Origin of the sequence: Xanthomonas sp. NCPPB 1068 (assembly GCF_041479385.2) — a bacterium.
GTDB lineage: Bacteria > Pseudomonadota > Gammaproteobacteria > Xanthomonadales > Xanthomonadaceae > Xanthomonas > Xanthomonas cannabis.
Genome location: NZ_CM192986.1, coordinates 1,727,155 through 1,741,874 on the forward strand (window position 1 = coordinate 1,727,155; position 14,720 = coordinate 1,741,874).

General features: G+C 67.1%; 11 protein-coding genes. 10 read left to right on the forward strand and 1 reads right to left on the reverse strand.

Going from position 1 to position 14,720, the window contains the following annotated elements; translation table 11 throughout:
- Positions 1 to 46 precede the first annotated feature (46 nt).
- From ACCQ12_RS07440 to ACCQ12_RS07470, 7 genes are all read left to right on the forward strand, one after another.
- The gene (locus ACCQ12_RS07440; RefSeq protein WP_372383575.1) at positions 47 to 2,620 is read left to right on the forward strand and encodes a DUF3857 domain-containing transglutaminase family protein; all 2,574 of its coding nucleotides are present in this window, start codon (positions 47 to 49) and stop codon (positions 2,618 to 2,620) included.
- A gap of 151 nt (positions 2,621 to 2,771) precedes the next feature.
- On the forward strand, positions 2,772 to 3,410 hold the full coding sequence (locus tag ACCQ12_RS07445) for a glutathione S-transferase family protein (protein ID WP_199680122.1): 639 nt from the start codon (positions 2,772 to 2,774) through the stop codon (positions 3,408 to 3,410).
- Between the two features lie 175 nt (positions 3,411 to 3,585).
- Positions 3,586 to 5,526 carry an asparagine synthase (glutamine-hydrolyzing) gene (asnB, locus tag ACCQ12_RS07450; RefSeq protein WP_372383286.1) on the forward strand — a complete coding sequence of 647 codons (1,941 nt, stop codon included), beginning with the start codon at positions 3,586 to 3,588 and terminating at the stop codon, positions 5,524 to 5,526.
- 78 nt (positions 5,527 to 5,604) lie between these two features.
- The gene (locus ACCQ12_RS07455; RefSeq protein ID WP_372383287.1) at positions 5,605 to 6,159 is read left to right on the forward strand and encodes an NADPH-dependent FMN reductase; all 555 of its coding nucleotides are present in this window, start codon (positions 5,605 to 5,607) and stop codon (positions 6,157 to 6,159) included.
- Positions 6,160 to 6,380: 221 nt separating this feature from the next.
- Positions 6,381 to 7,811, forward strand: a complete 1,431-nt coding sequence (locus tag ACCQ12_RS07460) for a replicative DNA helicase (protein WP_039403345.1) — start codon at positions 6,381 to 6,383, stop codon at positions 7,809 to 7,811.
- A gap of 263 nt (positions 7,812 to 8,074) precedes the next feature.
- On the forward strand, positions 8,075 to 9,493 hold the full coding sequence (locus tag ACCQ12_RS07465; protein ID WP_372383288.1) for a cryptochrome/photolyase family protein: 1,419 nt from the start codon (positions 8,075 to 8,077) through the stop codon (positions 9,491 to 9,493).
- A 269-nt stretch (positions 9,494 to 9,762) separates the two neighbouring features.
- On the forward strand, positions 9,763 to 10,488 hold the full coding sequence (locus ACCQ12_RS07470; protein WP_039403338.1) for a YiaD family glycine zipper/OmpA-like lipoprotein: 726 nt from the start codon (positions 9,763 to 9,765) through the stop codon (positions 10,486 to 10,488).
- An 801-nt stretch (positions 10,489 to 11,289) separates the two neighbouring features.
- Here ACCQ12_RS07470 and ACCQ12_RS07475 read toward each other — a convergent pair.
- On the reverse strand, positions 11,290 to 12,324 hold the full coding sequence (locus ACCQ12_RS07475; RefSeq protein WP_047696769.1) for an XC_2801 family transcriptional regulator: 1,035 nt from the start codon (positions 12,322 to 12,324) through the stop codon (positions 11,290 to 11,292).
- A gap of 129 nt (positions 12,325 to 12,453) precedes the next feature.
- Here ACCQ12_RS07475 and ACCQ12_RS07480 point away from each other — a divergent pair, with 129 nt between their 5' ends.
- Genes ACCQ12_RS07480 through ACCQ12_RS07490 form a run of 3 tightly spaced genes read left to right on the forward strand, consistent with a single transcriptional unit; the run spans position 12,454 to position 14,644 of the window.
- Positions 12,454 to 12,681, forward strand: a complete 228-nt coding sequence (locus ACCQ12_RS07480; protein WP_372383289.1) for a hypothetical protein — start codon at positions 12,454 to 12,456, stop codon at positions 12,679 to 12,681.
- Positions 12,678 to 13,451 carry an SDR family oxidoreductase gene (locus tag ACCQ12_RS07485; RefSeq protein WP_047696767.1) on the forward strand — a complete coding sequence of 258 codons (774 nt, stop codon included), beginning with the start codon at positions 12,678 to 12,680 and terminating at the stop codon, positions 13,449 to 13,451. Before ACCQ12_RS07480 ends, ACCQ12_RS07485 begins: the two co-directional genes overlap by 4 nt.
- Positions 13,448 to 14,644 (forward strand): efflux RND transporter periplasmic adaptor subunit, encoded by a 1,197-nt coding sequence (locus tag ACCQ12_RS07490; protein ID WP_372383290.1) that lies wholly within the window; start codon positions 13,448 to 13,450, stop codon positions 14,642 to 14,644. Before ACCQ12_RS07485 ends, ACCQ12_RS07490 begins: the two co-directional genes overlap by 4 nt.
- The last annotated feature ends 76 nt before the right edge of the window (positions 14,645 to 14,720 follow it).

The following is a 14,720-nucleotide window of genomic DNA, read 5'->3' on the forward strand; positions in this document are numbered from 1 at the left end:
GTTGATCGGCAAGGATGGGGTGGGACGCCTGCGTGGCGTGATGTGGATGGTGTGGGTGTGGTGTGCGATCACCGCCGGGGCGGCCGTACCGGCGCAGGCCAGCGAGGCGCCCACGATGGCGCCGGTGCCGGGATGGGTGGTGGCCGATGCGGTGCCCGAGCATGTGCCGGGCGCGAGCGGGCTGCGCTATGAGCTGGTGTCCGACCAGGTCGATCTCACCGGACGCGCGCCGCGCGCCTACCGGCGATTGAGCTACACGGTGCAACGTGCCAAGAGCCTGGATGAGGCCGGCCAGATTTCCGTCGACTATCAGCCGCAGTACCAGACGCTGGAACTCAACAGCCTGGACGTGTGGCGCGACGGCAAGCGCCTCGACATGCGCGGCCGGGCCCACTACGCGCGCCTGCGCCGCGAAAGCGGGCTGGAAGATGGCCTGATCGATGGCGCGTTGACCCTGTCGATCACCCTGCCGGATCTGCGCGTGGGCGACCGGGTCGATTATGGCGTGACCATCACCGGCAGCAATCCGGTCTTCGGCAAGGGCTATCACGACGTGTTCGATGCACGCTATGGGGTGCCGCTGGGCGAACGTCGGGTCCGCGTGCGTTACCCCGCCGCGATGGCGTTGCAGTGGCGCATCAGCGCGCCAGGCTTCAGCCGAAACGTCAGCACCGCGGACGGGGTCGCGCTGTTGAACATCGGCGCACGCACGATCGCCGCCATGCAGCCAGAAAAGGACGCTCCCGACGATGTCGACCCATACGGGTTGATCGAGATCTCCACCGCCGGCAACTGGGCGGCGGTCGCGGCGTGGGCGGCGCAGCTGTATCCGGATGCATTCAAGGACGCGCAGGTGGCGGCCGGCATGGCGCAGAGCCTGCGGCTGCGCAGCGACGATCCACAAGGCGCGTTGCTGCGCGCGGTGGCGTTCGTGCAGGGCGAGATCCGTTACGTCGGGCTGGACATGGGCGAGAACTCGCACGCCCCGCATGCGCCGGAAGTGACCTTGCGCAACCGCTATGGCGATTGCAAGGACAAGGCGACCTTGTTGATTGCGCTGCTGCAGCTGGCCGGCATCCGCGCCGAGCCGGTGCTGGTCAGCAGCGACAAGGGCGGCACGCTGGACCAGCGCCTGCCCAGTCCGTACGCGTTCAACCATGTGGTGGTGCGTGCGCATCTGCCCCAGGGCGAGATCTGGGTGGATGCCACGCGTGACCGCGAGGACGGTGCGCTTGCGCAGCGCCGGCCGCTACCGTTCGTGCGCGGATTGCCGGTGCTGGCCGGGCAGGACGCCCTGGTGGCGGTGCCGGCGCCGATGCCGACGTTGCCGCAGGTCGAGGTGGTCGAGGACGTGGTGGTATCGCTGCGCAAGCCGCAGCGCGTGGCGCGCTTTGCGGTGGACACCATCTACCGGCAGGGGCGCGGGGAGCAGGTGGCGTCGGGTTTCGAAACCAATGGTGCGCCCGCTGTGGGCGAGCACTATCTGGAGTTCATGCAGCACTACTACACCGCGCTGACCCAGGTGAGCGAGCCGACCATCGACGCTGCCGACGCGCTGAACGTGCGTACCCACGAAACCTATCGGCTGGAATGGCCGGCCAGGGAAGGCGACGAGCTCGGCTTCCCGTTGTTCCAGCTCGGCGAGTGGATGCAGGCCTTGCCCGCGCAGGCGCGCAAGAGCCCGTTGGCGCTGGGTGGACCGCAGCTGGCACGGCAGACCGTGCGCGTGCAGGCCGACCCGGCGGTGACCGTGGAGAGCGACACGCAGATCGTGGCCAACCCCTGGTTCCGCTTCTCGCGCACGATCGCAATGCGCGATGACCGCCTGGTCATCGTGGGCGAATGGCAGCGTTTTACCGATCGCATTCCCGCCGGGGAGGTGGCACGTGCATCGGCCGACATGGAGCGTGCGCGCGACCTGCTGTACTTCAATCAGGATCTGAAGCCGCGGCGGCGCTCGCAGCCACCGGACTGGCGTGCGCTGGGCGAACCGTTGGCCGGGCTGCTGGCGCTCATCGTGCTGGTACTGGCGTGCCTGCCGTGGTGGCGTGCTGGCGGATTGGGCGGGATGCTGTTCAACCCGCATGGCACGGCGCAACGCATGCCGCAACAAGGCCGGTTGCGCATGAGCGCGTGGGCCGTGTTCGTCGTGACCACGCTGGTGTCGACGTGGATGTGGCTGCACGCGCTGCCGTGGTGGATGCAGCTGGCGGGCATCGTCGCCGTCGGCGCGCTGCTGCCGCTGGGCTGCGTGCTGCTCACGGTGCTGTTGCGCTGGATGGGCAGCGCTGCGCGTTTCGATCGCCTGCTGCCGGTGATGGCCGGCAGTGTCCTGCCATGGTTGGTGTGCGTGCTCGCCGCGCTGGTGGCGCTCAAGGGCAGGGTGGGGCTGCTGCGCACCGGGGCCAGCGACCCGGCCGGCATGGCGCAGCTGTCGGTGTGCGTGCTGCTGCTGATGCTCGGGGCGGTGTGGTGGTCGATCAGCGCAATCCAGTCGGTGGCCGGCACGACCGGCTGTGCGCGCAGCCGCGCGTTCGGTGCCTGGGCGTTGACGCTGTCGCTGCTGGGCGTGCTGCTGGCGGTGCTGGGGGTGCCGGTCGCCATCGTGGCGATGGGCTGAGGCGGGATGCGGCCCACATCGGCTGCAGGCTCCTGCGCTGGCAGCGCGCACTCCGCCGGCGATGGCCGGCCAGCACCCTGCGCAGGGCTTTGCAAAGCCGCAAAGGGCTGTGACACTGCCAGCCCCTCGTTGTTGCCGCGGAGCCAGTGTGATGTCGACCGTGCGTCCCCCGTTGACCGTGCATGGCATGTCCAGCTCCGGTAATTGCTACAAGGTGCGCTTGCTGCTGGAGCAGCTGGGCAGCCGGTATCACTGGGTCGAAGTGGACAGCGTGGCCGGGCAGAGCCGCACGCCCGAGTACCTGGCCAAGAACCCCAACGGCAAGGTGCCGATGGTGGAGCGCGACGACGGCCGCGTGCTCACCGAATCCAACGCGATCCTGTTCTGGCTGGCCGAAGGCACGCCGTACCTGCCCACCGATGCCTGGCAGCGCGCGCAGGCCCTGAGCTGGATGTTCTTCGAGCAGTACAGCCATGAACCGTACGTGGCGGTGGCGCGTTTCATCAGCCTGTGGACCCCGCGCGATGCGTCGCGCCACGCGGAACTGCCGCAACTGCGCGCGCGCGGCGAACAGGCCCTGGCGGTGATGGAACAGCACCTGCAGCAGCACGCCTGGTTCACCGGCGCCGACTACGGCATAGCCGACATCGCCTTGTTTGCCTACACCCATTGCGCGGCAGATGGCGGCTTCGATCTGGAGCGTTGGCCGGCGATCGGTGCCTGGCTGCAACGCGTGCAGGCGCTGCCTGGATTCGTGCCGATGCCGACCCCTGCGGCGGTGGCGGCATGAGCGGCGCATGCTGCGTGCGGGTGGCCGGTTCTGCTGCAGCCAACTGCGGAGCAGGTGGGGGCGGGCAGGGCGCTGGATCGGCACCCGCGCACTCGCGCGAAGGCCGGCACGCCGTCAGTGCGCGGTGTGCCGGCGCTTCTCGCCCGGCCACCGTCGTGTCGCAGGGGCGCTGAGGATGTGCGGATTGGCAGGATTGCTGCTGGCCTCGCCGCGCCTGCACGGCGAGCAGCTCGATGCGCTGGTGCGCCCCATGGGCGCGGCCGTGCGTCATCGCGGCCCCGACGATGCCGGCACCTGGTGCGATGCGCAGGCCGGCGTGGCGCTGGCACACCAGCGGTTGAGCATCCTGGATCTGTCGCCGCTCGGACATCAGCCGATGCGCTCGGCCGACGGCCGCTATGTGCTGGCCTACAACGGCGAGGTCTACAACTTCGCGCAGTTGCGCGCGGCCCTGGCGGCGCTGGGGCATCGTTTCCGCGGTCATTCCGATACCGAGGTGCTGTTGGCGGCGGTGGTGGAGTGGGGCCTGGACGACACCTTGTCCCGCTGCAACGGCATGTTCGCCATTGCGCTATGGGACGAGCGCGACAACTGCCTGTTTCTTGCACGCGACCGGGTGGGCAAAAAGCCCCTGTACTACGGCTGGGCCGGCGACACCCTGGTGTTCGGTTCCGAACTCAAGGCGTTGTGGCAGCACCCGGATTTCGACAATGGCGTCGATCGCAACGCGCTGACCTTGCTGCTGCGTCTGGGCTACATCCCGGCCCCGGCCTGCATCCATGAGCACACCTTCAAGCTGATGCCCGGCCGGGTGCTGCGGATGGACGCGCAGACCGTGGCGGCGGGCGCTGCCGCGCACCGGCCGGACCAGGCGCAGCAGCCGTTCTGGAATGCGCGCGAAGCGATGCAGCGCGCACTGGCAGCGCCGTTCACCGGCACCGATGCGCAGGCCGAAGAGCAACTGGACAGCGTGTTGCGCGATGCGGTGGCGCTGCGCATGGTGGCCGACGTGCCGGTGGGCGTGTTCCTGTCCGGCGGCACCGATTCGTCGATCGTGACCGCAATGATGCAGGCGCAGAGCGCCCAGCCGGTCCACACCTTCAGCATTGGGTTCGAAGGCTCGCATCACGACGAGGCGCCGCTGGCGCGCGAAGTGGCCACGCATCTGCACACCGACCACACCGAGCTGTATGTCAGCGGCGCCGATGCGCTGGCGGTGGTGCCGACCTTGCCGGACATGTTCGACGAACCGTTTGCCGATGCCTCGCAGGTGCCGACCGCGCTGGTGGCGCGGCTGGCACGCGGTGGGGTGACGGTGGCGCTGTCCGGCGACGGAGGCGACGAACTGTTCTTCGGCTACGGCCGCTACCAGCGCGCGCTGCGCAACTGGCGCATGCACGGCCTGGTACCGGGTCCGCTGCGCCGGCTGATGGCGGTGGCGGCGCGCAGCAACGGCGAGTCCTCGCGCACCGGCGGGTTGGCCGCGCTGGTGGCGGAAGCCGGCGCGCGTGGCATCGGCGACATCTACCGCAACCGCATCTCGCGTTGGCGCGATCCGGCCGCAGTGGTGCTGGGCGCCACCGAGCCGGACAGTTTCTACAGCCTTGCCGACCCGCTGCACGGCTCGGGCACGCCGGCCGACGCGATGATGCTGGCCGATTTTGCCGCCTACCTGCCCGACGATCTGTTGTGCAAGGTGGATCGCACCACCATGGCGGTGGGGCTGGAAGCGCGCGCACCGTTGCTGGACTGGCGCGTGGCCGAGTTCGCCTGGTCGTTGCCGTTGTCGCTCAAGTACCACGATGGCGTCAGCAAGTACCTGCTCAAGCGCGTGCTGTGCCGCTACCTGCCCGACCCGATGGTGTACCGCGGCAAGCGCGGCTTCGGCGCGCCGGTCAGTGCGTGGTTGCGCGGCGATCTGCACGGCTGGGCGGACGATCTGCTGGCGCATGGCACGCTGGAGCGCGAGGGCGTGTTTGCCGCCGATACCGTGGCCGGGCTCTGGCGCGCCTTCAACGGCGGCGAGCGCAAATGGCATACGCACCTGTGGACGGTGCTGATGTTCCAGGCATGGCAGGCGCATTGGCGCGCGCAGCGGGCGGCGGTGCGTCGCTGAGGCGGCGCAGGCGTTTCACCGGGTGTGCGCGTCGGGCTGACTAGAGTCGGGCGCTGGTTTCCCCAATGGAGCGTTCCCATGAGCAAGTTCACCATCGCCGTCCTCGTTGGCAGCCTGCGCGCAGCGTCGTACAACCTTCAGCTGGCACGCGCGCTGGAGCATCTGGCCGGCGACAAGGCAGTGTTCGAGTACGTGGAAATCGGGGATATCCCGTTGTACAACCAGGATCGCGATGGCGATTTCCCAGCCGAAGGCACGCGCCTGAAACAGCAGATCCGCGCCGCCGATGCGGTGTTGTTCGTGACCCCCGAATACAACCGCTCGATCCCCGGCGTGCTCAAGAACGCGCTGGACACCGGCTCGCGCCCGTATGGCGACAGCGCATTTTCCGGCAAGCCGGCAGCGGTGGTCGGCATCTCGGTCGGCGCCATCGGCACCGCCACCGCTCAGCAGCACCTGCGCAACGTGCTGGCCTACCTGAACATGCATGTGCTCGGCCAGCCGGAGGTGTTCCTGCAGTACAAGGACGGCCTGTTCGGACCGGACGACCAGGTCGCCAACGCCGACAGCCGCGCGTTCCTGCAGGGCTTCATCGACGCCTTCCTGGGCCTGATCGAGCGCACCAAGCGCTGAGTTGACCACAGCGATTCCCGGCCCGGCCCAGGCCTGCCGGACGGGCCGGGGGCATGCCGAAAACCCAGGCGGGGCGGGCGTCTCGGTCGCTGCGACAGCGGTGGCGTACAACGCTGATGCACCGGCTGTCCACCAGTTATCCACAGAGTTGTGCATGGTCGTCGGCGCCGCCGATGACTATGCTTCCTGCCCTCGTCTCCCCGCGTCAGGTCTGTTCGTCCATGTCTGCTCGTCCTGGTTTCCGTTCCAAGCGCAATCGCGATCGCGACGACGACGATTACGATCGTCCCGAGCCGCGTCTGGACCAGCTGCGGGTACCGCCGCATTCGGTGGAGGCCGAGCAGGCGGTGCTGGGCGGGCTGATGCTGGCGCCGGACGCATTCGACCGGGTCAACGACCAGCTCACCGAAAACGACTTCTACCGGCGCGATCACCGGCTGATCTACCGCGCCATCCGCGAATTGAATGAGAAGGACCGCCCGTTCGATGCGGTGACCCTGGGCGAGTGGTTCGAGTCGCAGGGCAAGCTGGAGCAGGTGGGCGATGGCGCCTACCTGATCGAGCTGGCCAGCACCACGCCGTCGGCGGCCAACATCGCCGCCTATGCGGAAATCGTGCGCGACAAGGCGGTGCTGCGGCAGCTGATCGAGGTGGGGACCACCATCGTCAACGATGGCTTCCAGCCGGAAGGCCGCGAGAGCGTGGAATTGCTGTCGGCCGCGGAAAAAGCGGTGTTCAAGATCGCCGAAGCCGGCGCGCGCGGCCGCACCGATTTCGTCGCGATGCCGGGCGCCCTGAAGGATGCCTTCGAAGAGCTGCGCAACCGGTTTGAAAACGGCGGCAACATCACCGGCCTTCCCACCGGCTACACCGATTTCGACGCGATGACCGCCGGCCTGCAGCCGACCGACCTGATCATCCTGGCGGCACGTCCGGCCATGGGCAAGACCACCTTTGCGCTGAACATCGCCGAATACGCCGCGATCAAATCCAAGAAGGGCGTGGCGGTCTTTTCGATGGAAATGTCGGCCTCGCAGCTGGCGATGCGCCTGATCTCGTCGAACGGCCGCATCAACGCGCAGCGTCTGCGCACCGGCGCGCTGGAAGACGAGGATTGGGCGCGCGTGACCGGCGCGATCAAGATGCTGAAGGAAACCAAGATCTTCATCGACGACACGCCTGGCGTGTCGCCGGAGGTGCTGCGGTCCAAGTGCCGCCGGCTCAAGCGCGAACACGATCTGGGCCTGATCGTGATCGACTACCTGCAGCTGATGTCGGTGCCGGGCAACAGCGAGAACCGCGCAACCGAAATCTCGGAAATCTCACGTGGACTCAAGGGCCTGGCCAAGGAGCTCAACGTGCCGGTGATCGCGCTGTCGCAGCTCAACCGCTCGCTGGAAACGCGCACCGACAAGCGCCCGGTGATGGCCGACCTGCGCGAATCGGGCGCAATCGAGCAGGACGCGGACATGATCGTCTTCATCTACCGCGACGATTACTACAACAAGGAAAATTCGCCGGACAAGGGCCTGGCCGAGATCATCATCGGCAAGCACCGCGGCGGGCCGACCGGTGCGTGCAAGCTCAAGTTCTTCGGCGAATACACCCGTTTCGACAATCTGGCGCACGATTCGGTGGGCAGCTTCGAGTAACGGCCGCGCGGCCGGTGCCCGTGCGCGTGGAGGGCGTTGGACGGCGGTGGCGCGGCATGCCCCGCGTCGCCCGCTACGCGCGGGCGCGTGATGGCGGCGATGTCGCTGCGCTGGCACTTGCGCGGCGATTGCGGCGCGCTATCTGCCAATGCGCATGCGCAGCATGCTGATCGGCATGCCGGCAGTGAACGCCGCCCGGCATCGCGCCATCGTTGCGTTTGCTGGCTTATGCTGCGCAGCCTCACCGCCGCTGCCGAGTCCGCATGTCATACGCCATCGTCTGGTTCCGTCGCGATCTGCGCCTGGAGGACAACCCGGCCCTGCGTGCCGCACTCGATGCCGGGCACCATCCGATCCCGCTGTATATCGATGCGCCACACGAAGAAGGCGAATGGACACCCGGTGCGGCCTCGCGCAGCTGGCGGCATCACTCGCTCGCAGCGCTGGAGGCATCGTTGCGCGCGCTGGGCAGTGGGCTGGTCGTGCGGACCGGCAGCAGCGAGCAGGTGCTGGGGGAGGTGATCGCCCAGACCGGTGCGGTGGCGGTGTACTGGAACCGCAAATACGAACCGGCGACCCAGTCGCGCGATGCGCAGATCAAGCGCAACCTGCGCGAGCGCAGCATCGAGGTGCAGAGCTGCAATGCATCGTTGTTGTTCGAGCCATGGCAGCTCTCCACGCAGCAGGGCGGGCCGTACAAGGTGTTCACGCCGTTCTGGCGCAATGCGCTGACACAGCTGCAGCTGCCGGCCGCGGTGGCCGCACCGCGTAGCCTGCCGCCATTGCCGGCAACGCTGCCGTCCGTCGCGCTGGAGTCGCTGGCGCTGCGCCCGAACGTGAAGTGGGACACCGGCTTCTGGGAGCACTGGCAGCCTGGCGAGGCGGGCGCGCACGAAATGCTGGAGATCTTCATCGATGGCGCGCTCGACGGGTATCGCGACAATCGCGACCGACCCGATCGTGTCGGTACCTCGCAGCTATCGCCGCATCTGCACTTCGGCGAGATCGCGCCGTGGCGGATTGCCGGCACCCTGGAAGCGCATCGCAACGCGCGCAACGGTGCTGAAATCGATGGCTACATCCGCCAGTTGGGTTGGCGCGATTTTGCGTATCACCTGCTGCATCATTTCCCGGACACCACCAACCGGAATCTCAATCCGCGTTTCGAAGGCTTCGCGTGGGCAAAGGCCGATCCAGTGGTACTGCAGGCCTGGCAACGTGGCCGCACCGGCATTCCGATCGTCGATGCCGGCATGCGGCAACTCTGGCACACCGGCTGGATGCACAACCGCGTTCGCATGATCGTGGCCAGCCTGTTGTGCAAGCATCTGCGCGTGCACTGGGTCGAAGGCGCGCGTTGGTTCTGGGACACGCTGGTGGATGCAGACCTGGCCAACAACACCATGGGGTGGCAATGGGTCGCTGGCACCGGCGCCGATGCCGCGCCGTATTTCCGCGTGTTCAATCCGGTGACGCAGGCAGAAAAGTTCGATCCGCAAGCGGCCTACATCACCCGCTGGGTGCCCGAGCTCGGCAAGCTTGCAGTGAAGGAACGCTTCGCTCCGTGGCTGTATCCGCTGTCGCTGGCGCGGCTTGCGCCGGAGTATCCGCGATCGCCCATCATCGGGCTGGCCGAAGGACGTGACGCCGCACTGGCGGCGTATGCAAAAACGCGCGGCTGATGACTGGCGACAGCAATGCATTTTGGTCCGCGCGCCGATGCAATGTGGCGCTTTTCAAGTACGCCACGTGTCATCCTGGTGCGGCTGCACGGCCGGTGGGCCGGCACGCAACGACTGCGTTGCCATGATGCGCGCGAGAAAACGTTTTCCTGAATGGACAACCCGCTGCGCGTCGTCGTCGCCCACTTTCATCATGCGCCAGTCGCGTTGGTCTGTTTATCCTCGCGCACACGATTGAGCGCCGGATGGTCCGGCGATAGGAGAGCACCATGTCCCCAGCAGCCACCAAGAGCCTCGCCGTTGCACTGGCCAGCGCCATCGCGCTGTCAGCCTGCGCGACCGGCGGCTCGTATGTGCAGCGCGATCAGTACGGCGAGCAGACGCAACAGCAGAACCGCACCGGCCGCAATGCGCTGATCGGTACCGCCATCGGTGTGGCTGCAGGTCTGCTCACCGGCGACAGCGCCACCGAGCGTCGCCAGCATGCCATGGTCGGTGCCGGCATCGGCGCGCTGAGTGGTGCAGCAGTCGGCCAGTACCAGGACCGCCAGGAACGCGCACTGCGCGAGCGCACCGCCAATACCGGTATCGAAGTGCAGCGTCAGGGCGACAACATCACCTTGAACCTGCCCGACGGGATCACCTTCGACTTCGGCAAGTCCGCGTTGAAGCCGCAGTTCTACAGTGCGCTCAACGGGGTCGCGTCCACGCTGCGCGAGTACAACCAGACCATGGTGGAAGTGGTTGGGCACACCGACAGCGTCGGTAGCGATGCGGTCAACCAGCGCCTGTCCGAAGAACGCGCCGGTGCCGTGGCGCAATACCTGACCGCGCAGGGCGTGCAACGCGAGCGCATGGAAACCATGGGCGCCGGCAAGCGTTACCCGATTGCCGACAACAGCACCGATGCCGGCCGCGCACAGAACCGTCGCGTCGAGATTCGCCTGATTCCGTTGCGCGCCGAAGGCGCCGCCAGCAATACCGGCATGCGGTGAGTGTGCTGCATTGAATCGTGGGTTGGTCGATTCGACTGGCCCGCGATGTATTGAAAAGCAGGCCGCGAAAGCGGCCTGTTTTTTTGCGCTGCATTTCTGGTGATCAAAAGCGGCTGATCTGCGTTTGGGCTGCAGACCCCTTGCCCGCCCACCCTCTCAGGACACGCTGCAAGTACAAGTACGTCAATGTAGCTCTGGCGCGGCATCCATGCCGCTCAAGGTCCCGCGACGGTGAGCGGGCAAGGACCAGTCAAGTTGCTCGTTGCGCAGAGCTTTCAATAAAACAGCCAGCCAACTCTCTGGTGCGGTGTCCTCGCCGATTGCGGGACCGTTGGCGGCATGGATGCCGCCATCGAGCCCCCATGGATGGGTTAACGGCGTGTCCCGCGAGCGGTGAGGGCACCGCGCACTCGACGTCTTTGCGTTTGCTGCATGGCCCTTGCCCGCTCACCACCGCGGGACACGCCGTGAATCCGTCCCTGGAGGCTCTGGCGCGGCATCCATGCCGCTCAAGGTCCCGCGACGGTGAGCGGGCAAGGACCAGTCAAGTTGGTCGGTGTGCAGAGTTTTCAAAAAAACACCAGCCAGCTGCCTGGCGAGGGCCCCGCGCACTCGACTAACCAAGCTTCTGATCTAGATAGTCCGGGACCTGTGTTGCTCAACGGCTTGGCGCTACATCGCTTTGATGCAACACGCACCGGCATTCAACCATCGCTCGCAGACGTACCCTCATCCGCCTTTTGGGCACCTTCTCCTGAGTGGGAGAAGGATTACTCCATTGAGCGACTGCTTGAAGCGATCTTAGGCCGTGACGTTTTCCAGAATGCGCTTGCCCTCGGCGCGTAGTTCCGCTTCTGCGCCCACTTCGACTTTCGCGTCGTTGTCGGCTTTTTGCGCGGCCAGACGGGCAGGGCACTGCGCCATCATGTAGTCCGCGTCGAAGTTCATCCGCGTCACCAGAAAGTCCACGAATGCACGCACCTTCGGCGACACCAATCGACCGCCGGCGAACACGGCATTGAAGTCCACCTCCGGCCCGGTCCATCCGGCCAGCACGCGGCGCACCAGGCCCGTTTGCACGAATGGCTTGGCCATCACATCGCCGGTCAGCAACAAGCCTTCGCCGCACAGTACTGCGCCGTTGAGCGCAGCCGGGTCGTTGGCCACCATCAGCGGATTGACCGGGAAGTCGCGCACATCGCTGCCGTCGCTGAGCGACCAAAAAAAGCGGTTGTTGTGCACGTTGCGGTTCTTGCGCAGCGCCAGCGTGCGATGGAATTGCAGCTCGTCCGGATGCAGTGGCTCGCCATAGCGCTCGATGTAGGACGGGCTGGCGAACACCTGCGTGCGCAGGCTGCCGAGTTTGCGCGCGACCAGATTCGAATCGGGCAGGGCGCCGACGCGCAGCGCCAGATCGGCTTCGCCGCCGATCAGGTCCAGCTTCTCGTTGCCCAGATGCATGTCCAGCTGGATTTCCGGATATTGCGCGTGGAATTCACCCAGTAATGGCGCGATCCAGGTGATGCCCAGCGAATACGGCACGGTGAAACGCAACCAGCCGCGCGGGCCCGATTGCAGTTGCCCCACCGCGCTTTCGGCTTCTTCCAGCTCGCGGGCAATGCGCTGGCAATGCTCGTGGTACACCGAACCGGCTTCGGTCAGGCCGATGCGACGCGTGGTCCGGTGCAGCAGGCGCGCACCCAGGCGCGTTTCCAGTTCCTGCACCTTGCGGCTCACGGTGGTCTTGGGCAGGCCGAGCGCGTTGGCGGCGGCGATGAAGCTGCCCTGTTCGACCACCTTGACGAAGATCAGGGTGTCGTTGAGATCGTGTGTCATGGGACTGCCTTCCGAGGGTCAGGAGGGATTAGACCGCTTGCGGGACGATTATTCCCCTAAATCCGGACTAATCAAGTGCTGCTTTGAGGCCTAGCTTATGCGGCATCCCCTTCATGCAGGAGCACGGCCATGTGGTTGTGCGATGTCTTCGGTTTGTCTTCCGCGTCCCGCAACGCCATCGAAAGCGCCTTCGATCCGGTGGTTTCCTCGGTAAAAAGCCAGCGCGCCAGCGTTTCGCGTGCATTTGCCGCATCGCCGAAACGGCAGGCCGGCGGCGCGCCCGCGCGGCGGACTGGACTGCCGGCGCGCTGGGCACAGCGTGGAATTGTCCCGATGTCGGGAGTGAAAGTCCCATGACCGGGATGGTCCAATCCGAGACGGCGGTCATAGGCGGTGCGGGCAGCGTGGGCGCGGGCATCGTCGCCGCGCTGCTCGACGCCGGCATGCCGGTGCTGGTGATTGGACGTGATGCCGCCAAGCTGGCGGCGCTGCGTGCCGAGCATGGCGATTCGCCGTTGCTGGATACCTTGCGCGGCTCGGTCGCCGACGATGCGTCCGCGCTGGCCCTGGCCACCGAGCTGGCCCAGCGCCCACGTCCGCTGGGCGCAGTGATCGCCAGCCTGGGTAGCCCGCCCAAGGCCGGGCGCCTGCTGGACCGGCCGGTGGCGGCGTTGCGCCGCCGCCTGGAGCGCGACGTATTGCCGCATCTGGCTGCTGCCCGCCACCTGCTGCCGCTGCTGGCCGAGGCCGACGGTGGCGGCCGCTATCTGTTGCTCGGCAGCCCCTGCGCGCTGCGTGCCTGGTCGGCGCATGGCGACCGCTCGGTCGCCGCCGCCGCCACCCGCATGCTGGCCCAGGTGCTGCATGAAGAAGCCAAGCCGCTGGGCGTGCGCGTGCACCTGCTCTCGGTCGAGCAACCGGTGTGTACGCCCGGCCGCGCCAAGGAGGCCTGTCCGGAATGGATTCGCGCCGTGGATGTCGGGCGCGCCGCCGTCTCCCTGATCGCCGGGCCCGGCCAGCCCGGACAACCCATCGTGACCGTCAGCCGTCGTCTGCCCTCCGCCCCGTCGGTGGACCGGCTGGCCGGTCTGCATTTGCCTATCCCCACTCGAGAGATGTCTCCATGACCCCGAACGCCACCCCGTTCCGTTTCCCCATGCGTCCCGTGCTGACGGCCGCCGTGCTCGCGGTGGTGCTTGCCGCCTGTGGCGGCGGCGCTGCGCAGACCGGCGCACCGCCACCGCCCAGCGTCAGTGTCGCCCCGGTGCTGATCAAGGAAATCAGCCAGTGGGACGAATTCAGCGGCCGGATCGAGCCGGTGGAAAGCGTCGAGCTGCGTCCGCGCGTGTCCGGCTACATCGACAAGGTCAACTACACCGAAGGTGCGGAAGTGAAGAAGGGTGATGTGCTCTTCAGCATCGACGACCGTAGCTACCGCGCCGATTTCGCCCGCGCCAATGCCGCGCTGGTGCGGGCCCGCACCCAGGCCACGCTGGCGCGCAGCGAAGCCGCGCGTGCACGCAAACTCTCCGACCAGCAGGCCATTTCCACCGAAACCTGGGAGCAGCGCCGCGCCGCCGCCGATCAGGCCGATGCCGACCTGCTGGCCGCACAGGCCGCGGTAGACACCGCCAGGCTCAACCTGGACTGGAGCCGCGTGCGTGCGCCGATCGACGGCCGCGCCGGGCGGGCGATGGTCACCGCCGGCAACCTGGTCACCGCCAGCGACAGCGCCAGCGTGCTGACCACGCTGGTGTCGCTGGACAAGGTGTTTGTCTATTTCGATGCCGACGAAGGCACCTTCCTGCGCTATTCGCAGATGGCCCGCAACGGCGAGCGTCCGGACGAACGCGGCGGTCAATTGCCGGTGCGCATCGGCCTGGTCGGTGAGCAGGGCTTTCCGCACGAAGGACGGGTGGATTTCCTGGACAACCAGGTGACCCGTAGCACCGGCACCATCCGCGTGCGTGCGGTGCTGGACAACGCGCAGCGGCAGTTCACGCCGGGCCTCTACGCCCACGTGCAGCTGCTGGGCAGCGGCCAGTTCAAGGCCATGCTGGTGGACGAAAAGGCCGTGCTGACCGACCAGGACCGCAAGTACGTCTACGTGGTCGACAAGGACGGCAAGGCGCAGCGGCGCGATGTGGAGCTCGGCCGTAGTGCCGATGGTCTGCGCATCGTGCGCAAGGGCCTGGCGGCCGGTGACCGTGTCGTGGTCGACGGCGTGCAGAAGATCTTCATGCCCGGAATGCCGGTCGACGCCAAGGCCGTGGCCATGGCACCGGCGCCGGCAGCGGACAAACGCACCGCTTCGAACTGATTCATCGCTGCAGCGCAGCCCATGAACGCCGGCCTTTCCATCTGGCCGGCTCGGGGCCGCCGTGCCGCGCCGCCAC

Bases quoted from the DNA above. Each gene is read 5' to 3' on its own strand.
- ACCQ12_RS07440 (WP_372383575.1), top strand. From the start codon at position 47: ATGGTGTGGGTGTGGTGTGCGATCACCGCCGGGGCGGCCGTACCGGCG.
- ACCQ12_RS07445 (WP_199680122.1), top strand. From the start codon at position 2,772: ATGTCGACCGTGCGTCCCCCGTTGACCGTGCATGGCATGTCCAGCTCC.
- asnB (WP_372383286.1), top strand. From the start codon at position 3,586: ATGTGCGGATTGGCAGGATTGCTGCTGGCCTCGCCGCGCCTGCACGGC.
- ACCQ12_RS07455 (WP_372383287.1), top strand. From the start codon at position 5,605: ATGAGCAAGTTCACCATCGCCGTCCTCGTTGGCAGCCTGCGCGCAGCG.
- ACCQ12_RS07460 (WP_039403345.1), top strand. From the start codon at position 6,381: ATGTCTGCTCGTCCTGGTTTCCGTTCCAAGCGCAATCGCGATCGCGAC.
- ACCQ12_RS07465 (WP_372383288.1), top strand. From the start codon at position 8,075: ATGTCATACGCCATCGTCTGGTTCCGTCGCGATCTGCGCCTGGAGGAC.
- ACCQ12_RS07470 (WP_039403338.1), top strand. From the start codon at position 9,763: ATGTCCCCAGCAGCCACCAAGAGCCTCGCCGTTGCACTGGCCAGCGCC.
- ACCQ12_RS07475 (WP_047696769.1), bottom strand. From the start codon at position 12,324: ATGACACACGATCTCAACGACACCCTGATCTTCGTCAAGGTGGTCGAA.
- ACCQ12_RS07480 (WP_372383289.1), top strand. From the start codon at position 12,454: ATGTGGTTGTGCGATGTCTTCGGTTTGTCTTCCGCGTCCCGCAACGCC.
- ACCQ12_RS07485 (WP_047696767.1), top strand. From the start codon at position 12,678: ATGACCGGGATGGTCCAATCCGAGACGGCGGTCATAGGCGGTGCGGGC.
- ACCQ12_RS07490 (WP_372383290.1), top strand. From the start codon at position 13,448: ATGACCCCGAACGCCACCCCGTTCCGTTTCCCCATGCGTCCCGTGCTG.